This is a genomic window from Variovorax sp. PEI5 (genome assembly GCF_056679935.1).
The window spans coordinates 419,038-443,520 of sequence record NZ_CM155257.1; the positions used below are offsets into that span (position 1 = coordinate 419,038).

Annotated in this window: 21 protein-coding genes; 16 read left to right on the forward strand and 5 right to left on the reverse strand. The window is 69.2% G+C overall.

Annotated elements, in window-relative coordinates; all coding sequences use genetic code 11:
* Window positions 1-6: 6 nt before the first annotated feature.
* A complete protein-coding gene (locus tag AC1MLT_RS01945) occupies window positions 7-774 on the reverse strand; it encodes a DeoR/GlpR family DNA-binding transcription regulator (protein ID WP_481033606.1) in 768 nt (255 codons plus the stop codon).
* Window positions 775-883: 109 nt separating this feature from the next.
* Here AC1MLT_RS01945 and glpD point away from each other — a divergent pair, with 109 nt between their 5' ends.
* From glpD to AC1MLT_RS01985, 8 genes are all read left to right on the forward strand, one after another.
* Window positions 884-2,557, forward strand: coding sequence for a glycerol-3-phosphate dehydrogenase (gene glpD, locus AC1MLT_RS01950; RefSeq protein WP_481033607.1), 1,674 nt, complete (start codon window positions 884-886; stop codon window positions 2,555-2,557).
* Between the two features lie 26 nt (window positions 2,558-2,583).
* Window positions 2,584-3,678: an ABC transporter ATP-binding protein gene (locus AC1MLT_RS01955; protein WP_481033608.1), complete on the forward strand. Its 1,095-nt coding sequence runs from the start codon at window positions 2,584-2,586 to the stop codon at window positions 3,676-3,678.
* Between the two features lies 1 nt (window position 3,679).
* A complete protein-coding gene (locus AC1MLT_RS01960; protein ID WP_481033609.1) occupies window positions 3,680-4,750 on the forward strand; it encodes an ABC transporter ATP-binding protein in 1,071 nt (356 codons plus the stop codon).
* Window positions 4,747-5,637, forward strand: coding sequence for a carbohydrate ABC transporter permease (locus AC1MLT_RS01965; RefSeq protein ID WP_481033610.1), 891 nt, complete (start codon window positions 4,747-4,749; stop codon window positions 5,635-5,637). Before AC1MLT_RS01960 ends, AC1MLT_RS01965 begins: the two co-directional genes overlap by 4 nt.
* A complete protein-coding gene (locus tag AC1MLT_RS01970) occupies window positions 5,634-6,449 on the forward strand; it encodes a carbohydrate ABC transporter permease (protein WP_481033611.1) in 816 nt (271 codons plus the stop codon). Before AC1MLT_RS01965 ends, AC1MLT_RS01970 begins: the two co-directional genes overlap by 4 nt.
* A 3-nt stretch (window positions 6,450-6,452) precedes the next feature.
* On the forward strand, window positions 6,453-6,761 hold the full coding sequence (locus AC1MLT_RS01975) for a DUF2160 domain-containing protein (protein WP_481033612.1): 309 nt from the start codon (window positions 6,453-6,455) through the stop codon (window positions 6,759-6,761).
* Window positions 6,762-6,850: 89 nt separating this feature from the next.
* Window positions 6,851-8,584, forward strand: coding sequence for an ABC transporter substrate-binding protein (locus tag AC1MLT_RS01980; protein ID WP_481033613.1), 1,734 nt, complete (start codon window positions 6,851-6,853; stop codon window positions 8,582-8,584).
* Between the two features lie 191 nt (window positions 8,585-8,775).
* Window positions 8,776-9,321, forward strand: coding sequence for a histidine phosphatase family protein (locus tag AC1MLT_RS01985; RefSeq protein WP_481033614.1), 546 nt, complete (start codon window positions 8,776-8,778; stop codon window positions 9,319-9,321).
* Between the two features lie 30 nt (window positions 9,322-9,351).
* Here the strand turns inward: AC1MLT_RS01985 and mltB are convergent, their stop codons facing one another.
* From mltB to AC1MLT_RS02005, 4 genes are all read right to left on the reverse strand, one after another.
* Window positions 9,352-10,494, reverse strand: a complete 1,143-nt coding sequence (gene mltB / locus AC1MLT_RS01990; protein WP_481033615.1) for a lytic murein transglycosylase B — start codon at window positions 10,492-10,494, stop codon at window positions 9,352-9,354.
* A 101-nt stretch (window positions 10,495-10,595) separates the two neighbouring features.
* The gene (locus AC1MLT_RS01995; protein ID WP_481033616.1) at window positions 10,596-12,632 is read right to left on the reverse strand and encodes a transglutaminase TgpA family protein; all 2,037 of its coding nucleotides are present in this window, start codon (window positions 12,630-12,632) and stop codon (window positions 10,596-10,598) included.
* Window positions 12,626-13,597, reverse strand: coding sequence for a DUF58 domain-containing protein (locus AC1MLT_RS02000; protein ID WP_481033617.1), 972 nt, complete (start codon window positions 13,595-13,597; stop codon window positions 12,626-12,628). Before AC1MLT_RS02000 ends, AC1MLT_RS01995 begins: the two co-directional genes overlap by 7 nt.
* 12 nt (window positions 13,598-13,609) lie before the next feature.
* The gene (locus AC1MLT_RS02005) at window positions 13,610-14,530 is read right to left on the reverse strand and encodes an AAA family ATPase (protein ID WP_481033618.1); all 921 of its coding nucleotides are present in this window, start codon (window positions 14,528-14,530) and stop codon (window positions 13,610-13,612) included.
* Between the two features lie 77 nt (window positions 14,531-14,607).
* Between AC1MLT_RS02005 and AC1MLT_RS02010 the strand changes: the two genes are divergently transcribed.
* From AC1MLT_RS02010 to aroC, 8 genes are all read left to right on the forward strand, one after another.
* Window positions 14,608-15,561 (forward strand): histone deacetylase family protein, encoded by a 954-nt coding sequence (locus AC1MLT_RS02010; protein WP_481033619.1) that lies wholly within the window; start codon window positions 14,608-14,610, stop codon window positions 15,559-15,561.
* Between the two features lie 30 nt (window positions 15,562-15,591).
* A complete protein-coding gene (locus AC1MLT_RS02015) occupies window positions 15,592-16,872 on the forward strand; it encodes a mechanosensitive ion channel family protein (RefSeq protein ID WP_481033620.1) in 1,281 nt (426 codons plus the stop codon).
* A gap of 159 nt (window positions 16,873-17,031) precedes the next feature.
* A complete protein-coding gene (locus tag AC1MLT_RS02020) occupies window positions 17,032-17,781 on the forward strand; it encodes an electron transfer flavoprotein subunit beta/FixA family protein (protein ID WP_481033621.1) in 750 nt (249 codons plus the stop codon).
* 2 nt (window positions 17,782-17,783) lie between these two features.
* Window positions 17,784-18,716: an electron transfer flavoprotein subunit alpha/FixB family protein gene (locus AC1MLT_RS02025; protein WP_481033622.1), complete on the forward strand. Its 933-nt coding sequence runs from the start codon at window positions 17,784-17,786 to the stop codon at window positions 18,714-18,716.
* An 88-nt stretch (window positions 18,717-18,804) separates the two neighbouring features.
* Entirely contained in the window at window positions 18,805-20,619 is a 1,815-nt protein-coding gene (locus AC1MLT_RS02030; RefSeq protein ID WP_481033623.1) for an acyl-CoA dehydrogenase, read from the forward strand.
* A gap of 56 nt (window positions 20,620-20,675) precedes the next feature.
* Complete coding sequence (locus AC1MLT_RS02035) at window positions 20,676-21,638, forward strand: NAD(P)H-dependent flavin oxidoreductase (protein WP_481033624.1); 963 nt, start codon at window positions 20,676-20,678, stop codon at window positions 21,636-21,638.
* 507 nt (window positions 21,639-22,145) lie between these two features.
* Complete coding sequence (locus tag AC1MLT_RS02040; protein ID WP_481033625.1) at window positions 22,146-23,264, forward strand: acyltransferase family protein; 1,119 nt, start codon at window positions 22,146-22,148, stop codon at window positions 23,262-23,264.
* A 94-nt stretch (window positions 23,265-23,358) separates the two neighbouring features.
* Window positions 23,359-24,480, forward strand: coding sequence for a chorismate synthase (gene aroC / locus AC1MLT_RS02045; protein WP_481033626.1), 1,122 nt, complete (start codon window positions 23,359-23,361; stop codon window positions 24,478-24,480).
* Window positions 24,481-24,483: the final 3 nt, after the last annotated feature.

Sequence of the window (24,483 nt, forward strand, 5' to 3'; positions counted from 1 at the left end):
CGGCGGTCACGCGCCGGCGATCTCGCAGCGCACGCCGGCGCGTTCGAGCAGCTCGGGGAAGGGCGCCGGTGGCGGCGCGTCGGTGAACAGCCGGTCGATCTGCGACAGCGTGCCCAGCTCGATCATGGCCGGCCGGTTGAACTTGCTCGCATCGGCCGCCAGCCAGACCTCGCGGGCCTGCGCGATGATGGTCTGCGCCACCTTCACCTCGCGCAGGTCGTAGTCGCGCAGCGAGCCGTCGGCCTCGATGCTGGAGACGCCCACGAGCGCGATGTCGACCTTGAACTGGCGGATGAAATCGATCGTCGCCTCGCCCACCACCGCGCGGTCGCGCGAGCGCACCGAACCGCCCGCGACGATCACCTCGCAGGCGGTGTTGCCGCTCAGGATGGTCGCCACGTTGAGGTTGTTGGTGATCACGCGCAGACCGGTGTGGCGCATGAGCTGCTGGGCGATGGCCTCGGTCGTGGTGCCGATGTTGAGGATCAGCGAGCAGTCGTTGGGCACGCCCGCCGCCACGGCGCGCGCGATGCGCGCCTTGGCCTCGGCGTTGAGCGTGGCGCGTTGCTGGTAGGCGATGTTCTCGGTGGTCGAGCCCGGCATGCGCACGCCGCCGTGGAAGCGCGTGAGCAGGCCCTCGTCGGCCAGGCGCTGCACGTCGCGCCGCACCGTCTGCAGGGTCACGCCCAGCATCTCCGCGAGCTGCTCGACGGTGGCCGAGCCGCGGCTGCGGACGGTGTCGAGCAGGTTGATCTGGCGGGGATTGGTGTTCACGTGGCGCGGGTCGGGACGAGGCGGGCGGAATGCGCATTACTTTAGAACGAACCCAAACGAATCGACGTAAGGGAAAGCTATGACGAAAATCGCGCTCAAAGGAAACAGAATGAATGAATACGAAAACGTCGATGGTTCGCGCCGTCGCGCTTGCGCCCCCGCTCCCTCACCCTCGGCAACCACTTCCACCCCTCCATCCGCCGTGACCGATCCATCGCCCCAGCCCCCCGACACCCCCATCGACTGCGACGTGCTGGTCATCGGTGGCGGCATCAACGGCTGCGGCATCTCGCGCGATCTGGCCGGCCGGGGCTGGCGCGTGATGCTGTGCGAGCAGGACGATCTCGCCTCGCACACCTCGTCGTCCTCGACCAAGCTGATCCATGGCGGATTGCGCTACCTGGAGTACTACGAGTTCTCGCTGGTGCGCAAGGCCCTGCGCGAGCGCGAGGTGCTGCTCAAGAGCGCGCCGCACATCATGTGGCCATTGCGCTTCGTGATGCCGCACGACCCGACCACGCGACCGGCCTGGATGATCCGCGTCGGCCTGTTCCTCTACGACCACCTGGCCAAGCGCGAGATGCTGCCGGGCTCGCACGGCATCGACCTGCGCCGGCATCCGGCGGGCACGCCGCTCAAGCCGCAGTACCGGCGCGGCTTCGTCTACTCCGACGGCTGGGTCGACGACGCCCGGCTGGTGCTGCTCACGGCCATCGACGCGCGCGACCACGGCGCCGAGATCCTGACGCGCACGCGCTGCGTCCGCGCCCGGCGCGACGCCGATGCCTGGACCGCCACGCTCGAGGGCCCGGCCGGCACGCGCACCGTGCGCGCGCGCGCCGTCGTCAATGCCGCCGGACCGTGGGCGGAAGCCTTCCTGCGCGGCGTCGCAGAGTCCGCCCGGGGCGAGACCATGGCCACCAAGAGCCTGCGGCTGGTCAAGGGCAGTCACATCGTCGTCAGGCGACTGTTCGACCACGACCACGCCTACATCTTCCAGAACCCCGACAAGCGGATCATCTTCGCCATCCCGTACGAGGACGAGTTCACGCTGATCGGCACGACCGACGTCGAGGTCAAGAGCGACGACCCCAGCGCCGCCCGCGCCAGTCCCGACGAGATCGCCTACCTGTGCGACCAGGTCAGCCGCTATTTCGAGCAGCCCGTGACGCCGGCCGATGTCGTCTGGACCTACTCCGGCGTACGGCCGCTGCTCGACGATGCCTCGGGCGACCCCTCGGCCGTCACGCGCGACTACCTGCTGGAGACCAACACCGATGGCGCGCCGCTGCTGTCGGTGTGGGGCGGCAAGATCACCACCTTCCGCAAGCTGGCCGAGGATGCCGCCGACGAGGTCGGCACGATGCTCGGGCAGGGGCCGGCGCAGCGCCCGGCATGGACCGCCGGCGCCTTCCTCGCCGGCGGCGACCTCTCGGACTGGATCGGTCCGCGCGCGCGCGGCACCCGGCCGGTGGAGGAGTTCGAACGCTTCATCGCCGCGGTGCAGGCGCGCCATGCCTGGCTGGACGCGGCGCTCGCGCGCCGTCTCGCCCATGCCTATGGCGCGCGCGTGGCCGACCTGCTGGGCGATGCCGCCTCGCCGGCCGACCTGGGCGTCGAGGTCGCGCCCGGCCTGTACGAGCGCGAACTGCGCTTCATGCAGGCCCACGAATGGGTGCGCGTCGGGGACGACGCGCTGTGGCGCCGCTCCAAGCTCGGCCTGCGCTACTCGGCCGAGCAGCGCGCGGCGGTCGATGCCTGGCTGCGCGACCACCCCATCTAGACGGAAAGACACAGAGGGAGTGAGGGATGCAACTGACACTCGAGCGCGTCACCCAGCGGGTGGGCGCCCAGATCTGGCTCCATGAGCAGAGCATCGCGCCACGCGCCGGCGCGGTGACGGTGCTGCTCGGCGCCACGCAGGCCGGCAAGACCAGCCTGATGCGCCTGATGGCCGGACTCGACGCCCCCACCACGGGCACGGTGCGCGTCGATGGCCGGGACGTGACGGGCCGGCCGGTGCGCGAGCGCAACGTCGCCATGGTCTACCAGCAGTTCATCAACTACCCCTCGCTGACGGTGGCCGACAACATCGCCTCGCCGCTGCGCCTGCGCGGCGAGAAGGACATCGAGGGCCGGGTACGGGCGCTGGCCGACAAGCTGCACATCGGCATGTTCCTGGATCGCCTGCCGGCCGAACTCTCCGGTGGCCAGCAGCAGCGCGTGGCGCTGGCGCGCGCCCTGGCCAAGAACGCGCCACTGATGCTGCTCGACGAGCCGCTCGTGAACCTCGACTACAAGCTGCGCGAGGGCCTGCGCGAGGAACTGACGCAGCTCTTCGCCAGCGGCGACTCGACCGTCGTCTACGCCACCACCGAGCCGGGCGAGGCGCTGCTGCTGGGCGGCTACACGGCGGTGCTCGACGCCGGCGAGCTGCTGCAGTACGGGCCGACCTCCGAGGTCTTCCACGAGCCGGTCTCATTGCGCGTGGCACGCGCCTTCAGCGATCCGCCCATGAACCTGATCGCCGCCACGGCCGTCGCGACCGGCGTGCGGCTCGCCGACGGACCATTGCTGGAGGTGGCGCTGCCCGGCGACGCCCGGGCGGCATCGACGGCCGCACCGGACACGCTGACGGTGGGCCTGCGCGCGAGCGCGCTCAAGGTCGAGCCGGCACCCGGCGACGTCGCATTGCCGGGCCGGGTCGAGCTGGCCGAGATCTCCGGCTCCGACACCTTCGTGCACGTGCACACGGCGGTCGGCGAACTGGTGGCGCAGCTCACCGGCGTGCACCGCTTCGAGCTGGGCGCGCACCTGACGCTGCACCTCGATGCGCGGCAGGCCTATGTCTTCGACGCCGCCGGGCGGCTGGCGGTCGCGCCGCGCTGGCGCAAGGGGCACTGACATGGCGCGCATCGACCTCGACCTCGCGCATGCCTATCGCGCCAACCCGCGCGAGGATGCCGACTACGCCCTGCTGCCGCTGAAGATGAGCTTTCGCGACGGCGGCGCCTATGCGCTCCTCGGTCCCTCGGGCTGCGGCAAGACGACCATGCTCAACATCATCTCGGGCCTGGTGGCGCCCTCGCACGGCAGCGTCGCCTTCGACGGCCGCGACGTCACCCGCGCCAGTCCGCAGGAGCGCAACATCGCGCAGGTGTTCCAGTTCCCGGTGATCTACGACACCATGACGGTGGCCGAGAACCTGGCCTTTCCGCTGCGCAACCGCAAGGTCCCGGAGGACCGCATCCGGCAGCGCGTGGGCGAGATCGCCGAGATGCTCGACATGAGCGGCCAGCTCGACCAGCGCGCCGCCGGCCTCGCCGCCGACGCCAAGCAGAAGATCTCGCTCGGCCGCGGGCTGGTGCGCAGCGATGTCTCGGCGGTGCTGTTCGACGAGCCGCTGACGGTGATCGATCCGCACCTGAAATGGCAGCTGCGGCGCAAGCTCAAGCAGATCCATCGCGAACTCGGGCTGACGCTGATCTATGTCACGCACGACCAGGTCGAGGCGCTGACCTTCGCCGAGGAGGTGATGGTGATGACGCGCGGCCGGGCGGTGCAGGTGGGCAGCGCCGAGGCCCTGTTCGAGCGGCCGGCGCACACCTTCGTCGGCCATTTCATCGGTTCGCCGGGCATGAACTTCCTGCCGGCGCGCGGCCACGGCGGCGGGCTCGACATCGCCGGTCTCACGCTCGCCGCGCCGCGCGTGCTGCCCGATGGCGAGCTGAAGATCGGCATCCGGCCGGAGTACCTGCGCCTGGCCGCCACCGGCGCGCCCGGCGCCGTGCCGGCGGTGGTGACGCAGGTGCAGGACGTGGGCACGCACGCCATGCTCGGCGCCGAGCTCGCCGGCACGCGCCTGAAGGCGCGCCTGCACGCCGACGTCGCGCCGCCCGCCATCGGCGACACGGTCTGGCTGCAGGTGCTGGACGCGCACACCTGCTACTACCGCGACGAGGAGCTGGTCGCATGAGCACCACCACCAAGCCCGTCAACCAGAAGGCCTGGTTCCTGATCCTGCCCGTGCTGGTGTGCGTCGCCTTCTCGGCGATCGTGCCCTTGATGACGGTGGTGAACTACTCGGTGCAGGACATCATCTCGCCCGAGCGGCGCGTGTTCGTGGGCACGGAATGGTTCGCCGCCATGATGCGCGACGACGAGCTGCACGGGGCGCTGCTGCGCCAGCTGGGTTTCTCGTTCTCGGTCCTGCTGGTGGAGATCCCGTTGGGCATCGCGCTGGCCCTGTCGATGCCGGCCAAGGGCTGGAAGTCGTCGGCGGTGCTGGTGGTGATCGCGCTGTCGCTGCTCATCCCGTGGAACGTGGTGGGCACCATCTGGCAGATCTACGGCCGCGCCGACATCGGACTGCTCGGCTACACGCTGCAGCGGCTGGGCATCGACTACAGCTACACCGGCAGCGCGACGGACGCCTGGCTGACCGTGCTGGTGATGGATGTCTGGCACTGGACGCCGCTGGTGGCGCTGCTGGGCTTCGCCGGCCTGCGCTCCATCCCCGATGCCTACTACCAGGCCGCGCGCATCGATGGCGCGAGCAAGTTCGCCGTCTTCCGCTACATCCAGCTGCCCAAGATGCGCGGCGTGCTGATGATCGCGGTGCTGCTGCGCTTCATGGACAGCTTCATGATCTACACCGAGCCCTTCGTGCTGACCGGTGGCGGGCCCGGCAACGCCACCACCTTCCTGAGCCAGTACCTGACGCAGAAGGCCGTGGGCCAGTTCGACCTCGGTCCGGCGGCGGCCTTCTCGCTGATCTATTTCCTGATCATCCTGCTGCTGTGCTTCGTCCTCTACAACTGGATGCAGCGCGTGGGCACGCAGAAAGTCGAGGTCGAGCAATGAACGACGAGCGCCGCTTCCAGAAGCGCACCATCTTCCTGCTGCTCTACATCCTGTTCGCGCTGCTGCCGATCTACTGGATGATCAACATGAGCTTCAAGACGAACGAGGAGATCCTGTCGAGCTTCTCGTTCTTCCCGCAGCAGTTCACCTGGGCCAACTACGTCCGCATCTTCACCGACGAGTCCTGGTACTCGGGCTACATCAACAGCCTGATCTACGTCGCCATCAACACCGTCATCTCGCTGGCGGTGGCGCTGCCGGCGGCCTATGCCTTCTCGCGCTATTCGTTCCTGGGCGACAAGCACGTCTTCTTCTGGCTGCTGACCAACCGCATGACGCCGCCGGCGGTGTTCCTGCTGCCGTTCTTCCAGCTCTACAGCACCGTCGGCCTGATGGACACGCACCTGGGCGTGGCGCTCGCGCACCTGCTGTTCAACGTGCCGCTGGCGGTGTGGATCCTGGAGGGCTTCATGAGCGGCATCCCGCGCGAGATCGACGAGACCGCCTACATCGACGGCTACAGCTTTCCCAGGTTCTTCGTGCGCATCTTCCTGCCGCTGATCAAGGCCGGCGTCGGCGTGGCGGCGTTCTTCTGCTTCATGTTCAGCTGGGTGGAGCTGCTGCTCGCGCGCACGCTGACGAGCGTGAACGCCAAGCCCATCGTCGCCACCATGACGCGCACGGTCAGCGCCTCGGGCATGGACTGGGCGACGCTCGCCGCGGCCGGCGTGCTGACCATCGTGCCGGGCGCGATCGTGATCTGGTTCGTGCGCCACTACATCGCCAAGGGCTTCGCCATGGGGAGGGTGTGATCGATGTTCGACTGGATGGTGTGGACCACCCCGGTGGCCGTGTTCTTCTGCTGCATCGCGCTGCTGCTCGCGGGCATGACCGTGTGGGAGCTGAAGTCGCCCACCACGCTGCGCCGCGGCTGGCTGCCGATCGCCACCACGCGCGGCGATCGCCTGTTCATCGGCCTGCTGATGGCGGCCTACGTCAACCTGGCGTTCATCGGCCTCGCGGGCAGGTTCCAGGAATGGTTCGGCCTGGCGTCGGAGCCGTCGATCTGGATCAGCTTCGTGCTCTCGATGCTGCTGCTGGCCCTGGTGATGCGCAAGGGCTGATCGTCTTTTCCCAACCGTCCGGCTCTCCGATCCCCGGAGCCGCGACCTGGCAGACCCGGGGATGCAACCACTGGTAGAGGAGACACGACATGTTGATGCGCTATACGGCCATGGCCCTGGCGGCGGCCGCGATGTTCGCCGGGCAAGGAGCGTCGGCCGGCGAGGCCGAGGCGAAGAAATGGATCGACGCCGAGTTCCAGCCGTCCACGCTGTCCAAGGACAAGCAGATGGACGAGATGAAATGGTTCATCGACGCCGCCAAGAAGCTGCAGGCCAAGGGCGTGAAGGAGATCTCGGTGGTCTCCGAGACGCTCACCACCCACGAGTACGAGTCCAAGACGCTGGCCAAGGCCTTCGAGGAGATCACCGGCATCAAGGTCAAGCACGACCTGATCCAGGAGGGCGACGTGGTCGAGAAGCTGCAGACCTCGATGCAGTCGGGCAAGTCGATCTACGACGGCTGGGTCTCCGACTCCGACCTGATCGGCACGCACTACCGCTACGGCAAGATCATGTCGCTGACCGAGTACATGGCCGGCGCCGGCAAGGAGTTCACCAACCCCGGCATCGACCTCAAGGACTACATCGGCACCAGCTTCACGACCGCGCCCGACGGCCAGCTGTACCAGCTGCCCGACCAGCAGTTCGCCAACCTCTACTGGTTCCGCGCCGACCTGTTCGCGCGCAAGGACCTGCAGGACAGGTTCAAGGCCAAGTACGGCTACGACCTGGGCGTGCCGCTCAACTGGAGCGCGTACGAGGACATCGCCGAGTTCTTCAGCGTCGACGTCAAGACCATCGATGGCAAGCCGATCTATGGCCACATGGACTATGGCAAGAAGGACCCCTCGCTCGGCTGGCGCTTCACCGACGCCTGGCTGTCGATGGCCGGCGCCGCCGACAAGGGCATCCCCAACGGCATGCCGATCGACGAGTGGGGCATCCGCGTGGCCGAGGACAAGTGCACGCCCACGGGCGCGTCGGTCTCGCGCGGCGGCGCGACCAATTCGCCGGCCGCCGTCTATGCGCTGACCAAGTACATCGACTGGATGAAGAAGTACGCGCCCAAGGAAGCCATGGGCATGACCTTCGGCGAGTCCGGTCCGGTGCCGGCGCAGGGCCAGATCGCGCAGCAGATCTTCTGGTACACGGCCTTCACCGCCGACATGACCAAGCCCGGCCTGCCGGTGGTCAACGCCGATGGCTCGCCCAAGTGGCGCATGGCGCCGGGACCGAACGGCCCGTACTGGAAGCAGGGCATGCAGAACGGCTACCAGGACGTCGGCTCGTGGGCCTTCTTCAAGGGTCACGATGCCAACCGGACGGCCGCGGCCTGGCTCTACGCGCAGTTCATCACGGCGAAGACGACCTCGCTGAAGAAGTCGATCACCGGCCTCACGTTCATCCGCGACAGCGACATCCGCTCGGACTACTTCACGCAGAACGCCAACAAGTACGGTGGCCTGATCGAGTTCTACCGCAGCCCGGCGCGCGTGGCCTGGACGCCCACCGGCACCAACGTGCCCGACTACCCGAAGCTGGCCCAGCTGTGGTGGAAGAACGTGGCCGAGGCCGTCACCGGCGAGAAGACCCCGCAGAAGGCGATGGACAACCTGGCCGACGAGATGGACAACGTGATGGCCCGCCTGGAGCGCGCCGGCATGGCCAAGTGCGCGCCCAAGCTGACGCCCAAGGGCGATCCGGCCAAGTACCTGAGCGACGCCCACGCGCCGTGGAAGAAACTCGCCAACGAGAAGCCCAAGGGCGAGACGATCGCCTATGACAAGCTGCTGACGGCCTGGAAAGACGGCAAGGTCCGGTAACCCCCCAGTCTTCGCGCACTTCGTGTCGCTTCGCCAACCCCCCTGCCGGGGGCGACACCGGTGGCCCGGCGGAGCCGGTTCCACGGTGTCCCTGGCTGGTGCCGGCCTGATTTGCGCCAGCCTGGCGGCGGCGGGGGAGTGCGGTATCTTGGGCGGTCTGGGGGCTTGGCCTGATCGACCGGAGGTGAGGGATGCGACGACGTGGACTGGCGGGGGTGGCGCTGCTGCCTTGGGTGGGTGCGTGGGCGGCGCAGGACGAGGCGTTCCTGCGCGCGGTGCGCGCGGGCGGGTGCGCGGTGGTGTTCCGCCATGGGCAGACGGTGGCGGGCATCGGTGATCCGCCGGGGTTCGCGCTGGAGGCTTGCGCGACCCAGCGCAATCTGAACGACGAGGGTCGCGCGCAGGCGCGTCGCATCGGCGGATGGTTCGCCGGCCACGGGCTGCGGCCGCTGGCGGTGCGCTCGAGCGCCTGGTGCCGCTGCCAGGACACGGCCCGGCTGGCCTTCGGCGCGGTCGAGGTCTGGCCGCCCCTGAATTCCACCTTCGACGATGCCGCCCTGTCGCCGGCGGCCACGGCCCGGCTGCGCGAGGCGCTGCGCGCCATCCCGGCCACGGGCTTCGAGGTCTGGGTGACGCATCAGGTCAACCTGTCGGCGCTCACGGGCCGTTTCGCGGCCTCGGGCGAGGGCTTCGTCGTCGATGGCGCTGGCGCCGTGCGGGCGCAGGCGCGGCTCTGAGGGCGACCGGCGACAGCCCGGGCGCCGGACTCATTGCGCCATCGCGGCCTTGACCTCGTCGCCGAGGTCGAGCACCGACATCGCGTAGTAGCTGCTCCAGTTGTAGCGCGTGATGACGTAGAAGTTGCGCGTGCCGGCGACATAGGTGGGGGCGTCGGCGCCGTTCTGCAGCTCGATCAGCGCCAGCAGGCCGGGGTGCGAGAGGGCCGGGCCCTCCAGCACGGCGCCGGCGGCGACGAAGCTGTCGGCGCTGAAGGTCGGCAGGATGTCCGGCGCCATCAGCACGTCCATGCGCAGGCGCGCCCGATCGAAGGCGACCGGATAGGTCGACGGCATGCCGCGTTGCCAGCCGAAGGCCTTGAAGTAGCTGGCCACCGAGCCGATGACGTCGGCCGGGTTGTCGACCAGGTCGATGCGGCCGTCGCCATCGAAGTCGACCGCGTACTTGGCGATGCTGCTGGGCATGAACTGCGGCATGCCCATCGCGCCGGCATAGCTGCCCAGGGGCGCCAGGGGATCCTGCGCGGTCCGGCTCTCGATGCTCAGGAAGCTCTCGAGCTCGCCGCGGAAGAAGGCCTCGCGTTCGGCGGCGCGCGGATGGCCCGCCGGGAAGTCGAACGACAGCGTGGCCAGCGCGTCGATGACGCGGAAGCTGCCCATGTTGCGGCCGTAGATGGTCTCGACGCCGATGATGCCCACCACGATCTCCGGCGGCACGCCGTACTCGGCCTCGGCGCGCGCCAGGGTGGCGGCGTTGTCGCGCCAGAACCGCACGCCGGCGGCGATGCGCACCGGATCGATGAAGCGGCCCCGGTAGGCGCGCCAGTTCTTCGCGGTACCGCGCGCGGCCGGCAGCATCAGGCGCGGCACGTTGGGCAGGAAGCGCGCCGCGCCGATGGTGGCGCGCGTCCAGTCGCGATCGAGCCCGCGCCGCGCCGCGACGTCGTCGGCGAAGCGCATGGCGTCGTCGCGCGTGGCGTAGAGCGGCGCCGCCCGGGGCGCCTCGGCGGCCGGCGCGGCCGGGCGCCGGGCCTGCTTCGGGGTCGCCAGGCCGGCCGAGGCGCCGCAGGCGAGCGCCAGGGCGAGGGCGACGGCGCGCGCGGCGTGGCGGGGCAGGGCGGACGTGGCGGACGCGGCGCCGGCGGATGCGAGGCGGATGGAGGAACGATGCATCGATGGATTGTGCCGGCCGTCCGCCGACCCCGCGCGACCGGAGGCGACCGAAGATGCGGCGGCGGTCGAAGCGGCGGCCCCGCGCGTCGGGGCAGGCGGGTCTAGCGCGCCGTCCGGCGCGGCCACGCCAGGCGGCGGAACTCGGCGCGCAGGGCCGGCAGGCCGGTCGCGGGCTGCCTGGCGTAGCGTTGCGCCTCCAGCCGCAGCAGCCAGTCGTGCGCCGAGCGGCCGGCGGCGCCGAAATGCGCCGCCGTCTGTTCGGCCATCCGGCGCGGCGGGGTCGCATCGGGCAGCACCAGGCCGGCCTTCGCCAGGCGCGCCCGGGCCTGGTCGAGCAGGCGCAGCCATGGATCGCGCCGGCGCCGCTCCCACAGCGTCCAGGCGCCGCCCAATGTTGTCGCGCCGATCATCAGCCACAGCAGGGCCAGGGCCAGGTCGCGCGTGTCCGGGGCCTCGAAGCCCAGCCACTTCAGCAGGTCGAGCTGGCGGCTCTGCGTGTAGTTGAGGACCCGCTGGTTCCAGGCGTTGTTGATCGCCTCCCAGACCTCGCGCGCGTTCTGCAGCAGGGTCGGGCTCATGGTGCCGATCGCGCCGGCCAGGAAGCCCGGCTGCGGCGCCAGCCGGCGCAGGGCGCCGACGCGCTCGGGCGCGATGGCGCCGGTCGGGTCGACCCGCACCCAGCCGGCGCCGGCCTGCCACACCTCGGCCCAGGCATGGGCGTCGCTCTGGCGCAGCACCCAGGTGCCGTCCAGGCCGTTGAGCTCGCCGCCCTGGTAGCCGGTGACGATGCGCGCCGGCACGTCGAGCGCGCGCATCAGCACCACGAAGGCGGAGGCGATGTGCTCGCAGAAGCCCTCCTTGCGGTCGAACCAGAATTCGTCGGCGGTCTGGTCGCCATAGACACCCGGCTCCAGGGTGTACGAGTAGCCATCCGTGCGCAGCCGCTGCAGCGCCGCCTGCACATAGCCCGGCGTGCCGGCGGCGGCCAGCGCCGGATCGGCGCGCATCTGCGCGGCCAGCGCGACGGTGCGTGGGTTCGAGCCCGCCGGCAGCGCCACGTCGCGCTGCAGCGCCGGGGTACGCCGCAGCGGCCCGCTCTGGAAGTCGGGATGGCTCGCGCCGCGATAGCGCAGCAGGTCGCCGATGGGGCGGTTGGCCAGCCATTGCAGATCGGGGGTCGTCACCACGCGCAGGCCGGGCACGTGCGAGATGTCGGGCGGCGTCGATGGCGCGTCGAGCGCCAGCAGCCAGGGCCGGTTGCTGGGTTCGAGCGTGACCTCGTAGCCGACCGGCTCGCCACGCACGCGCAGCTCCGATGTCAGCACGCCACGCTCCCAGGGCGGCAGCGCGCTCCAGGTGCGACCGTCGAATTCCGACAGCACCGGACCGCGGAAGTACAGGGTGCGCTGCTCGGGCACGCGGCCGCCGTCGAAACGCAGGCGCGCGGCGATGCTGTCGTCCAGCGCCAGGCGCGCGATGCTGCCCACGCGCATCGTGTTGGACAGGCCCGAGCGGCCGGTGACCTCGTCGTTGGGCGTGCCCCACAGCGGCGCCAGGCGCGGGAACAGCATGAACAGCGCCAGCATGATCGGCGCGCCCAGCAACGCCATGCCGCCGGCCGTGCGCGCGGCCTGCGCGAGCGGCGGCCGGCCCACCGGCATGTGGGCATTGACCAGCGCCGTCAGCAGGCCCAGCAGCGCCAGCAGCATCGCCACCGCCGTCAGCAGGGTCTGCGACTGGAAGAAGTTGGTCAGCATGGCGAAGAAGCCGAGGAAGAAGACCACGAAGGCATCGCGCCGCGCGCGCAGTTCCATCGTCTTGAGCGCCAGCAGCACCACCACCAATGTCACGCCGGCATCGCGCCCGAGCAGGGTGCCGTGCGTGGCGTAGGTGGCGGCCAGCGTGACGGCCAGCAGTGCCAGGCGCCAGGCCCCGCGCGGCAGCGGCGCGGCGCGCACGGCCAGCAGGCCGCGCCAGACCAGCACCACCGCCACCAGGACGCCGCACCACCACGGCAGGTTCGGCAGCTGCGGCAGCACCACCAGCGCGATCACGCCGAGCAGGAACAGCGTGTCGCGCGCGTCGCGGGGGAGGGTGCGCGGGTCGAGCCCGCGCCAGATCGGGCGCGCGCTCAGCATGTGGCGAGCAATTCCAGGCAACGCCGCCGGTGCGCCTCGCCATGGCCCGGCGGCAGCTGCTGGCCGCCGGCGCGCAGCCCGTAGTCCAGCCCGAGGCGGTCGGCCGCCAGCACCCAGGCGCACAGGCGCGACAGGGCGGCTTCGGTGTCGGCCAGGCCGGTGGCGCGGGCGTCGAGCCAGAGTTCGCGGCGCTGGTCCTGCTGGGTGTCGCGGCTGACCAGGTCGTCCGAGCCGGCGGCCTGCGCACGCGCCGCCTTCTTCCAGACCACCAGCTTCTGCGGATCGCCGCGCTGGTAGGCGCGCACGCCGTCGTATTCGCCGGCGCCACCGGTGCGCAGGGCCGGCGCGCCGGCATCGGCGGCCAGTGGCTGGCCGACGGGCAGCGCCGGCGCCTGCGCCTCGGGCGCCGGATAGACGAGCAGGCGAGCGGCCGGGCGCCACACCGTCCAGACGCGGAAGGTGCCCAGCGGGAAGCGCGTCTCCGCCGTCAGCGCCGGCATCGCGTGCAGGCCGCGCCGCTCGGGCCGGAAGGCGATCTCGACGGTCTCGCTGCCCTGGGCCGGCACGTCGGTCCAGGCCCACTGGCCACTGCCGCGCACCGCCAGGCCGATGCCGTAGCGCACGCGTCGCCGGGCGTTGTGCAGCACGACGCGGAACACCGCCGCGCCGCCGGCGAACTGCGCCTCCGGCGGCAGCAGGTGCAGGCTCAGGCCGCGCAATGTCGCGTGGCCCACGTGCATGCCCACGGCCACGCAGCCGGTGATCATGAAGGTCAGCAGATAGCCGAGGTTGAGCTGGTAGTTGATCGACGCGACCAGCTGCACGGCCAGGGTCGCGGCCAGCAGCCAGCCGGCGGCCGTCGGCACGATGTAGACATTGCGCTGCGTGAGTTCGAGGATGTCGGCGGGCGGCTGGCGGCCGAGGAACCAGCCATCGATACGCCGGCGCAGCGCCGCCGTGGTCATCTCTGCGCGCTCCTAGGGCAGCGGCACGGCGGCGATCATCGCGCGCACCTGTTCCTGGGCGCCGCGCCCGGCATCGCCCACCGGCGTCACGCGATGCGCCACGGTCTGCGGCAGCACGGCCTGGATGTCGTCGGGCGCCACGTAGTCGCGACCGGCCAGCAGCGCCTGCGCCTTGGCCGCCCGCAGCACCGAGATGCCCGCGCGCGGCGACAGTCCCTGCAGGAACCAGCGGCCGCTGCGCGTGGCGGCGATCAGGTCCTGCAGGTAGTCCAGCAGCGCCCCGGAGGCATGCACCTGCTGGACCCGCTGCTGCAGCGCCAGCAGCTCGCCGGCGTCGAGCAGGGCCGGCAGGTGCGCCAGCATCTCGCGCCGGTCGGCGCCGGCGAGCAGCTCGCGCTCGGCGGCACGGTCGGGATGGCCGAGCGAGATCCGCATCAGGAAGCGGTCGAGCTGCGACTCCGGCAGCGCGAAGGTGCCGAGCTGGTCGTGCGGGTTCTGCGTCGCGATGACGAAGAACGGCGTCGGCAGCGGCCGGGTCTCGCCCTCGATCGTCACCTGCTTCTCCTCCATCGCCTCGAGCAGCGCGCTCTGGGTCTTGGGGCTGGCGCGGTTGATCTCGTCGGCCAGCAGCACCTGGGCGAAGACCGGGCCGGGATGGAACACGAAGGTCTGGCTGTTGCGGTCGTAGATCGCCACGCCCGAGAGGTCGCCGGGCATCAGGTCGGCGGTGAACTGGACGCGCGAGAACTGCAGCCCGAAGGTGTGGGACAGGGCATGCGCCAGGGTCGTCTTGCCGACCCCCGGGACGTCCTCGATCAGCAGGTGGCCCCCCGCCAGCAGGCAGGCCACGCAGTCGCGCACCTGGGCCTCCTTGCCCACGATCACCGTGTTAAGCTGACCCAGCAAACTGGCGAGCTTCGCGGCCACGTCCATCTTTGTATCCATATGCAAACAATACCGCATGGCCCGACGGCCCCACGTCGCGTGGGGCCGGAGCAAGCGACAGAGACATGGGCAAGACTGGTTATTTCACCCACCGCGACTGCTGGAAACACGACATGGGCGGCGGTCACCCCGAATGCCCGCAGCGTCTCGACGCCATCGAGGACCGCCTGCTCCTGACGGGCGTCGGCGACGCGCTCGAACGCTTCGATGTCCCCCTGGCCACATTGGCGCAGATCACCCGGGCCCACAGCGTCGCCCACCTCGAGCATCTCGAATCCCTGAGCCAGCGCCTGGTGGCCGATGCGCCGGCGGGCGGCCCCGACCACGCCCAGCTCGACCCCGACACCGTGCTGATGCGCCACACCGTGCTGGCCGCGCGCCGCGCCGCCGGCGCCGCCGTGGCGGCGACCGACGCGGTGCTCTCGGGCGCCCTGGAGAACGCCTTCTGCGCCGTGCGTCCGCCCGGCCACCACGCGTGCCGCGAGCAGGCGATGGGCTTCTGCTTCCTCAACAACGTCGCCATCGCGGCCCGCCACGCGCTGGAGGCGCATGGCCTCGAACGGGTGGCGATCGTCGACTTCGACGTCCATCACGGCAATGGCACCGAGGACATCCTCGCCGGCGACGAGCGCGTGCTGATGGTGGGCATCTTCCAGCACCCGTTCTACCCCTACACCGACGTCGAGCACCCGGCGCCCAACATGCTCAACCTGCCGGTGCCGGCCTATACCCGGGGCATGGACGTGCGCGAGCTCATCGAGATGATGTGGCTGCCGCGCCTGGAGGCCTTCCGGCCGCAGCTGATCCTCGTGAGCGCCGGCTTCGACGCCCACCGCGACGACGAACTCGGCCAGCTGCGGCTCAACGAGCAGGACTTCGCCTGGATCACCGAGCGCGTGCGCGGCGTCGCGCAACGCCACGCCGGGGGCCGCATCGTCTCCATGCTCGAGGGCGGCTACAACCTCGACGCCCTGGCCACGAGCGTCGAGGCGCACGTGCGCGTGCTGGCCGACCTCTGAGCGGCGGCCGGCAGGACGACCGACGCCTCCATGCGCTTCGACGACTTCCTCGACCGCCTGCGGCTGGTGCGCATGGGCGGCCTGTGGATCGAGCTGGCGGTGCTCGCCGGCTGCCTGGCGCTGGCCTGGGGCCTGAGCCGCTGGTCCGGCCGCGGCCAGCCACGCGACTCCATCTGGTTCGGCGAACGCACCTTCGACGGGCTGCTGTTCCCGCTGCTGTCGCTGGTCTTCGTCGACCTCGCGCGCCGCGTCATGCTGGACCATCAGGTGGTGGTGGTGCTGCGCATCGCGGTGTCGGTGTTCGCCTCGCTGGTGGCGATCCGGCTGATCGCGCGGGTGCTGCGCGCGGTGTTCCCGGCCTCGGCCCTGGTCGGCCTGGTGGAGCGCACCGTCTCCTGGATCGCCTGGGCCGGGGCGGTGTTGTGGATCGTCGGCCTGCTGCCGCCTGTGCTGGCCGAACTCGACCGGGTCACCCTGGCCTTCGGCAAGGACCGCGTGAGCCTGCGCACCATCATGGAAGGCACGCTGTCGGCCGGCCTGGTGATGGTGATCGCGCTGTGGGTCGCCGCCACCATCGAGAAGCGCATCCTGCGCGAGGCCGTGAGCGACCTGTCGATGCGCAAGGTGGCCTCCAACGCGATCCGCGCCTTCCTGCTGCTGGTGGGCCTGCTGTTCGCGCTGTCGGCGGTCGGGGTCGACCTGACGGCGCTGTCGGTGCTCGGCGGCGCCCTGGGCGTGGGCCTGGGCTTCGGCCTGCAGAAGCTGGCGGCCAACTACGTGAGCGGCTTCGTGATCCTGCTGGAGCGCTCGATCCGCATCGGCGACAACGTCAAGATCGACAGCTTCGAGGGTCGCATCACCGACATCAAGACGCGCTACACGCTGGTGCGCGCGGGCAACGGCCGCGAGGCGATCGTGCCCAACGAATCGCTCATCACCAGCCGGGTCGAGAACCTCTCCCTGGCCGACCGCAAGTTCAACATCACGACGGCCATCGTGGTGGGCTACCGCAGCGAGGTGGCGCAGGTCCAGGCGATCCTGGTCGCGGCGGCCACCGCCCAGCCGCGCGTGATGACGGAGCCGGCACCGGTCGCCTTCCTGACCACCTTCACGCCCGACGGCATCGAGTTCACGCTGCATTTCTGGATCGCCGACCCCGACAAGGGCAAGGACAACGTGCGATCGGCGATCAACATCGCCATCCTCGAGGGCCTGCGCGCGGCGCGGATCGAGATCCCGTTCGCGCAGCGCGTGCTGCGGGTGGAATCCCTGCCACGCGATTTCACCGCCGGCCAAGAAGCTCCTTTATAATTTGAAAGAAAAGAACGATCGTTCTTTTTTCTCATCGTCCTCCGGACCGCGCAGGCACCGCGGTGACACAAACGGACAGTCGTCCGAAAAGACCGACCCTAGAATGATCGGTTGCCCTCTCGGAGGCGCGCGGTTTTGCCATCTCATGGAGTCATATCAATGAAGGTTCTGGTCCCAGTCAAGCGGGTCGTCGACTACAACGTGAAGGTTCGGGTGAAATCCGACGGCAGCGGTGTGGACGTGGCCAATGTCAAGCACAGCATGAATCCCTTCGACGAGATCGCCGTCGAGGAAGCCGTCCGGCTCAAGGAGAAGGGCGTGGTCACCGAGATCATCGCCATCTCCTGCGGCGAGACCAAGTGCCAGGAGACCCTGCGCACCGCATTGGCCATCGGCGCGGACCGCGCCATCCTGGTGGAGACGAGCGAGGAGCTGCAACCCCTGGCGGTGGCCAAGCTGCTTAAGGCGCTGATCGACAAGGAGCAGCCCCAGCTGGTGATCCTGGGCAAGCAGGCGATCGACGACGACGCCAACCAGACCGGCCAGATGCTCGCCGCGCTGGCCGACCTGCCCCAGGGCACCTTTGCCAGCAAGGTCGAGGTGTCGGGTGACAAGGTCAATGTCACGCGCGAGGTCGACGGCGGCCTGGAGACGGTGTCGCTGACGCTGCCGGCGATCGTCACGACCGACCTGCGCCTGAACGAGCCGCGCTACGTGACCTTGCCCAACATCATGAAGGCCAAGAAGAAGATGCTCGACGTCGTCAAGCCCGAGGACCTGGGCGTGGATGTCAAGCCGCGCCTGAAGACCCTCAAGGTCGCCGAGCCGCCCAAGCGCGGTGCCGGCGTCAAGGTGGCCGACGTGGCCGCCCTCGTCGACAAACTCAAGAACGAAGCCAAGGTGATCTGACCATGCCCATCCTCGTCATTGCCGAACACGACCACGCCAGCGTCAAGCCGGCGACCCTCAACACCGTCACGGCCGCGCTGGCCATCGGAGGCGACGTGCACGTGCTCGTCGCCGGTGCCAACGCGGCGGAGGCGGGCGCCGCCGCCGCGCAGATCGCCGGCGTCGCCAAGGTCATCGTGGCCGACGGCGCGAGCCTGACCGAAGGCCTGGCGGAGAACGTCGCGGCGCAGGTGCTGGCCATCGCCTCGAACTACAGCCACATCCTGTTCCCGTCGACGGCGGCGGGCAAGAACGTCGCGCCGCGCGTGGCCGCCAAGCTCGACGTCGCGCAGATCAGCGACATCACAAAGGTCGATTCGCCCGACACCTTCGAGCGCCCGATCTACGCCGGCAACGCCATCGCCACGGTGCAGAGCAGCGATGCGATCAAGGTCATCACGGTGCGCACCACCGGCTTCGACGCGGCGGCGTCCTCCGGTGGCAGCGCCACCATCGAGAACGCCGATGCGGTGGCCGACTCGGGCAAGTCCAGCTTCGTCGGCCGCGAGGTCACCAAGAGCGACCGCCCGGAACTGACGGCGGCCAAGATCATCGTCTCGGGCGGCCGCGCGTTGGGCAGCGCCGAGAAGTTCACGGAAGTGATGACGCCGCTGGCCGACAAGCTCAACGCCGGCCTGGGCGCGAGCCGCGCGGCGGTGGACGCGGGCTACGCGCCCAACGACTGGCAGGTCGGCCAGACCGGCAAGATCGTCGCCCCGCAGCTCTACATCGCCGCGGGCATCTCCGGGGCGATCCAGCACCTGGCGGGCATGAAGGACTCCAAGGTGATCGTGGCGATCAACAAGGACGAGGAGGCGCCGATCTTCTCCGTGGCCGACTACGGCCTGGTGGCCGACCTGTTCGTCGCCGTGCCCGAACTCGTCGAGAAGCTCTGAGTCCGGGCGATCGACGCCTCCGCACCAGCACTCGAAAGGCATCGCTCGCGGTGCCTTTTTCGCATCCGATCCACTTGAAAGCAGAGACATGACCTACCGCGCCCCGCTCGAAGACATGCTGTTCGACATGGAGCACCTGGCGGGGCTCGATGCCATCGCCACGCTGCCCGGATTCGAGGACGCCGGCCTGGAGACCGCGCGCGCCGTGCTGGCCGAATGCGCGCGCTTCACCCAGGACGTGGTCGCGCCGCTGAACGTGGCGGGCGACCGCGATCCCTCGTCGTTCAAGGATGGCGTGGTCACCACCACCCCCGGGTTCAAGGAGGCCTTCGCGCAGTACACGGCGGGCGGCTGGCAGGGCCTGCAGCACCCACTCGACTTCGGCGGCCAGGGCCTGCCCAAGACCATCGGCGCGGCCTGCGCCGAGATGCTCAATTCGGCCAACATGAGCTTCGCGCTCTGCCCGCTGCTGTCCGACGGCGCCATCGAAGCACTGCTGACCGCCGGCTCCGACGAGCTGAAGGCGGCCTACCTGGGCAAGCTGGTGAGCGGCGAATGGACCGGCACCATGAACCTGACCGAGCCCCAGGCCGGCAGCGACCTCTCGCTGGTGCGCACGCGGGCCGAGCCGCAGACGGATCCCGCCGGACAGCGCGACGGCACCTACAGGCTCTTCGGCACCAAGATCTACATCACCTATGGCGAGCACGACATGGCCGCCAACATCGTGCACCTGGTGCTGGCGCGCGTGGCCGGCGCGCCCGAGGGCGTCAAGGGCATCAGCCTGTTCGTCTGTCCGAAATTCCTGCCCACGGCCGATGGCGCGCCCGGCGAGCGCAACGACGTGCACTGCGTGAGCATCGAGCACAAGCTGGGCATCAAGGCCTCGCCGACGGCCGTGCTGCAGTTCGGCGACCACGGCGGCGCGCTCGGCTGGCTGGTGGGCGAGGAGAACCGCGGGCTGGAGTACATGTTCATCATGATGAACGCGGCCCGCTATGCCGTGGGCGTGCAGGGCGTGGCGATCTCGGAGCGGGCCTACCAGCACGCGGTGGCCTATGCCCGCGACCGCGTGCAGAGCCGACCGGTCGACGGCTCGGCGAACACCAGCGTGCCGATCATCCAGCACCCCGACGTGCGTCGCATGCTCATGACCATGCGCGCGCTCACCGAGGGTTGCCGCGCCATGGCCAGCGTGGCCGCCGCCGCCTACGATGCCGCGCACCACCACGCGGATGCCGAGGCGCGCCGCGAGAGCGCCGCGCTGCACGAATTCCTGGTGCCGCTGGTCAAGGGCTACTCGACGGAGATCAGCATCGAGGTCGCCTCGCTGGGCGTGCAGGTGCATGGCGGCATGGGCTTCATCGAGGAGACCGGGGCGGCGCAGTACCTGCGCGATGCCCGCATCCTGACGATCTACGAAGGCACCACCGCGATCCAGGCCAACGACCTGGTCGGGCGCAAGACGGCGCGCGACGGCGGTCGCCTGGCACGCGCCATCGCCGGGCGCATTGCCGCCACCGAGGCCGAACTCGAGGCCAGCGGCAGCGAGGCGGCGCTGGCCGTGCGCGCTCGCCTGGGAGCCGCGCGCGAGGCATTCGTCGAAGTGGTCGATTTCGTGGTCGCGCAGGCCCGGGTCGCGCCCAATGCCGTCTTCGCCGGCAGCGTGCCCTACCTGATGCTGGCGGGCAACCTGGTCGCCGGCTGGAAGCTGGCGCGCTCGCTGCTGGTGGCCCAGACGCTGATCGAGACTGGCAGCGGCGCCGAGGCGGCATTCATGCAGGCCAAGATCGCGACGGCGCGCTTCTATGCCGAGCACATCCTGAACAAGACCGGCGCCGTGCGCGACAGCATCGTCCATGGCGCCGACAGCGTCACGGCGCTGGCGCTCGACGCCTTCTGAGAACCGGCCGCCTCGCGCCCCACCACGATCCACTTTCCCAGACCGACGGAGTCCCCATGTCCAGACTGCCTCCCGTGCTCGCCCACCTGCCGCTGCCGATCATCGGCTCGCCGCTGTTCATCATCAGCAATCCGAAACTGGTGATCGCCCAGTGCAAGGCCGGCGTGGTGGGGTCGATGCCGGCGCTCAACGCGCGTCCGGCCTCGCAGCTCGACGAGTGGCTGGCCGAGATCACCGAGACCCTGGCCGCGCACGACCGTGACCATCCCGACCGGCCGGCGGCGCCATTCGCCATCAACCAGATCGTCCACAAGAGCAACGACCGGCTCGAGCACGACATGGCGCTGGTGGCCAAGTACAAGGTGCCGATCGTCATCACCTCGCTGGGTGCCCGCGTCGATGTCAACGAGGCGGTGCACGCCTATGGCGGGGTGACACTGCACGACATCATCAACAACACCTATGCCAGGAAGGCGATCGAGAAGGGCGCCGACGGCCTCATCGCCGTCGCGGCCGGCGCTGGCGGCCATGCCGGCGTGAAGAGCCCGTTCGCGCTGATCCAGGAGATCCGGCAATGGTTCGACGGGCCGGTGGCGCTGTCGGGCTCCATCGCCACCGGCGACGCGGTGCTGGCCGCGCAGGCGATGGGCGCCGATTTCGCCTATATCGGCACCGCCTTCATCGCCACCGAGGAAGCGCGCGCCAGCGACGACTACAAGCGCGCCATCGTCGAGGGCAATTCCGACGACATCGTCTATTCCAATCTCTTCACCGGCGTGCATGGCAATTACCTGGCGCCCAGCATCGTGGCCGCCGGCATGGACCCCGCGAATCTGCCGCAGGGCGATCTCAAGACCATGAATTTCGCCAGCGGCGAAGGCTCGAAGGCCAAGGCCTGGAAGGACATCTGGGGCTCGGGCCAGGGCATCGGCGCGATCGGCGAAGTCACCAGCGCGGCGGCCTATATCGAGAAGCTTAAACAGCAATACCAGGCCGCGCGCCAACGCCTGGCGCTCTGAGCGAAGCGTCGGCACCGGAGTCCGACGTCCGACGCCGGCCTTCACGGCTTTTCCAGCCGATTCCTGTTTCACTTCATTGCCGTTCGGTTACGAACGGCAATTTTTTTGGCTTTCCGGGTCATGGCCCGCGGAATGGCCGTCGCATATCGTCCACATCGCGAAGGTCCGATCCATCGAAAAGCGTCACGCCGCCGTGACGATCTAGCCGGATACGGGCGGATATTTCCAATATCAAGATATTTCCGATCAGGCAAGAAAATCGGATGCCGCGATCCGTTTATTTACATCTCAATACACGATACAGATCAAGTTTCAATTCGAAACGTGGACAAATGTGTCCTATGAGTGTTTCTACCGATAATCAATAGGTCGCTTTAATCGATTCCGAGACATGGAAGGCGATATTGAATTCGACGTCAAGATCGATCCGACAAGCTCCTCCAATGGAATTGATTTTCCATTGCGGCGGCTGTTCATCTGCAATTTCCATGTGAAGGAATAATTCGAGTGCAATTCAACGGAAGAGTCTATTTTCTCGACGCCGCGCGTGCCATCCTGATGTTCCTGGGCATTCCTTATCATGTCGCCCTGGTCTACGCGCAGGGCAATGACTGGATCTTCGCCAAATCGGAGGACACCAGCGGCTTCCTGAAATACCTCGCCGAAGCGATCCATATCTTCCGCATGCCGCTGTTCTTCGTGGTGGCCGGCTATTTCGCCTTCATGATGCTCGATCGCAAGGGCGCGGGCGCCTGGTTCGGCGGCCGCACGGTCAAGCTGGGCGTGCCGCTGCTGGCGGCGGCCTTCCTGCTCAATCCGCTGTCGCTCTGGGCCCAGGACGACAGCATGGAACTGATCACCAGCAGTGGCGATCACTGGCTGGCCCATCTCTGGTTCCTGACGACGCTGCTGGTTCAATGCGGCGTCCTGGCGCTGCTGGCGATGACACCGCTGCAGGCGCGCTTCAAGGCCATGGTCGACGCGCTGGTCGAGCGGCCCGTGGTCGGCGTCGTCGCGCTGGTGCTGATGACCGGGGTCATCTCGGGCATCGGCTCGATGCTCGGCAAGCACGTGCCGGAGACCCTCGTGCTGAAGATCACGTTGCTGTCGGCGATCGGCTATGCACCGTTCCTGCTGCTGGGCGTGGCCATGCGGATGAACCAGCGCGTGCTGCACTTCATGAGCACGAGTTCGGTCGCGAGCCTGGTCGTGACGCTGCTGGCGGTGGCCTTCCTGCTGGTGGTGCCCTGGGGTGGCTTCGCGCTCAACGTCGGGCGCATGTTCATCTCCACCGTGGCCTGCATCGGTGTTGCGCGCGCCCTGTTCTCGGCCTGCCGCATGCTGCTGGACGTGCCGAGTTCGGCGATCCGCAAGGTCGCGGACGCGTCGTTCACGGTCTACCTGGTGCATTTCCCGCTGCTCAACCTGTTCTACAAGTGGATCGAGCCGGCCCACATCCCGGTGCTGTCCGAATTCGTGCTGCTGTGCGGCCTGGTGACGGCGGTGTCGTTCGCCATCCACGTGGTGGTCGAGCGCAGCGGCATCCTGATGTTCCTGTTCAATGGCGTGCCGCTGCCGAAGAACGCGTTCCGGTTGCGCAAGAGCGAGGTCCGGCTGCACGAGTGAGCCGTCCACGGATGGCTCCGACCCGGCGCGGTCGATGGTCTTGCGGGCGTGGCCGCCACCGGGGGCCGGCGCGTTGTGCGGATAATTCCGCCCCATGAGCGGTAATACATTCGGAACTCTCTTCGCCGTCACCAACTTCGGTGAATCCCACGGTCCCGCGATCGGCTGCGTCATCGATGGCTGCCCCCCGGGACTGGCGCTGTCGGAGAGCGACATCCAGGGCGATCTCGATCGCCGGCGTCCCGGCACCAGCCGCCACGTCACGCAGCGCAACGAGCCCGACGCGGTGCAGATCCTTAGCGGCGTCTACGAGGGCCGCACCACCGGTACCCCGATCGCGCTGCTGATCCAGAACACCGACCAGCGCAGCAAGGACTACGGCCGCATCGCCCAGCAATTCCGTCCCGGCCATGCCGACTTCACCTACTGGAAGAAGTACGGCATCCGCGATCCGCGCGGCGGCGGTCGCTCGTCGGCCCGGCTCACGGCGCCCATGGTGGCGGCCGGCGCGGTGGCCAAGAAATGGCTGCTGGAGCGCTATGGCACGGTGTTCCGGGGCTGCATGACGCAGATCGGCGAGATCGAGATCCCGTTCGAGGACTGGGCGCACGTGCCGGCCAACCCGTTCTTCGCGCCGGTGGCCGACGTCGCCCACCTGGAGGCCTACATGGATGCCCTGCGCAAGGCCGGCGACTCGTGTGGCGCGCGGCTGCGGGTCACGGCCTCGAACGTGCCGGTGGGCCTGGGCGAGCCGCTGTTCGACAAGCTCGATGCCGACATCGCCTTCGCCATGATGGGCATCAACGCGGTCAAGGGCGTCGAGATCGGCGCCGGCTTCGCGAGCGTGCGCCAGCGTGGCACCACGCACGGCGACTCGATCACGCCCGAGGGCTTCGTCACCAACAACGCCGGTGGCGTGCTCGGCGGCATCAGCACCGGGCAGGACCTGGAGGTCGGCATCGCGATCAAGCCGACCAGCTCGATCATCAGCCCGCGCCAGTCGATCGACGTCGACAACCAGCCGGTCGAGGTGGTCACCAAGGGCCGGCACGATCCCTGCGTGGGCATCCGCGCGACGCCGATCGCCGAGGCCATGCTGGCACTGGTGGTGATGGAGCACGCGCTGCGCCAGCGCGCGCAGTGCGGCGAGGGGCCCGTCTCGGCCACCGACGCCGCCGGCGCCGGCACCGGTCGCCTGCAGGCGTCCTTCCTCTAGCGC

Coding starts and splice junctions, on each gene's coding strand:
- glpD (WP_481033607.1), top strand. CDS start 884: ATGAATGAATACGAAAACGTCGATGGTTCGCGCCGTCGCGCTTGCGCC.
- AC1MLT_RS01955 (WP_481033608.1), top strand. CDS start 2,584: ATGCAACTGACACTCGAGCGCGTCACCCAGCGGGTGGGCGCCCAGATC.
- AC1MLT_RS01960 (WP_481033609.1), top strand. CDS start 3,680: ATGGCGCGCATCGACCTCGACCTCGCGCATGCCTATCGCGCCAACCCG.
- AC1MLT_RS01965 (WP_481033610.1), top strand. CDS start 4,747: ATGAGCACCACCACCAAGCCCGTCAACCAGAAGGCCTGGTTCCTGATC.
- AC1MLT_RS01970 (WP_481033611.1), top strand. CDS start 5,634: ATGAACGACGAGCGCCGCTTCCAGAAGCGCACCATCTTCCTGCTGCTC.
- AC1MLT_RS01975 (WP_481033612.1), top strand. CDS start 6,453: ATGTTCGACTGGATGGTGTGGACCACCCCGGTGGCCGTGTTCTTCTGC.
- AC1MLT_RS01980 (WP_481033613.1), top strand. CDS start 6,851: ATGTTGATGCGCTATACGGCCATGGCCCTGGCGGCGGCCGCGATGTTC.
- AC1MLT_RS01985 (WP_481033614.1), top strand. CDS start 8,776: ATGCGACGACGTGGACTGGCGGGGGTGGCGCTGCTGCCTTGGGTGGGT.
- mltB (WP_481033615.1), bottom strand. CDS start 10,494: ATGCATCGTTCCTCCATCCGCCTCGCATCCGCCGGCGCCGCGTCCGCC.
- AC1MLT_RS01995 (WP_481033616.1), bottom strand. CDS start 12,632: ATGCTGAGCGCGCGCCCGATCTGGCGCGGGCTCGACCCGCGCACCCTC.
- AC1MLT_RS02000 (WP_481033617.1), bottom strand. CDS start 13,597: ATGACCACGGCGGCGCTGCGCCGGCGTATCGATGGCTGGTTCCTCGGC.
- AC1MLT_RS02005 (WP_481033618.1), bottom strand. CDS start 14,530: ATGGACGTGGCCGCGAAGCTCGCCAGTTTGCTGGGTCAGCTTAACACG.
- AC1MLT_RS02010 (WP_481033619.1), top strand. CDS start 14,608: ATGGGCAAGACTGGTTATTTCACCCACCGCGACTGCTGGAAACACGAC.
- AC1MLT_RS02015 (WP_481033620.1), top strand. CDS start 15,592: ATGCGCTTCGACGACTTCCTCGACCGCCTGCGGCTGGTGCGCATGGGC.
- AC1MLT_RS02020 (WP_481033621.1), top strand. CDS start 17,032: ATGAAGGTTCTGGTCCCAGTCAAGCGGGTCGTCGACTACAACGTGAAG.
- AC1MLT_RS02025 (WP_481033622.1), top strand. CDS start 17,784: ATGCCCATCCTCGTCATTGCCGAACACGACCACGCCAGCGTCAAGCCG.
- AC1MLT_RS02030 (WP_481033623.1), top strand. CDS start 18,805: ATGACCTACCGCGCCCCGCTCGAAGACATGCTGTTCGACATGGAGCAC.
- AC1MLT_RS02035 (WP_481033624.1), top strand. CDS start 20,676: ATGTCCAGACTGCCTCCCGTGCTCGCCCACCTGCCGCTGCCGATCATC.
- aroC (WP_481033626.1), top strand. CDS start 23,359: ATGAGCGGTAATACATTCGGAACTCTCTTCGCCGTCACCAACTTCGGT.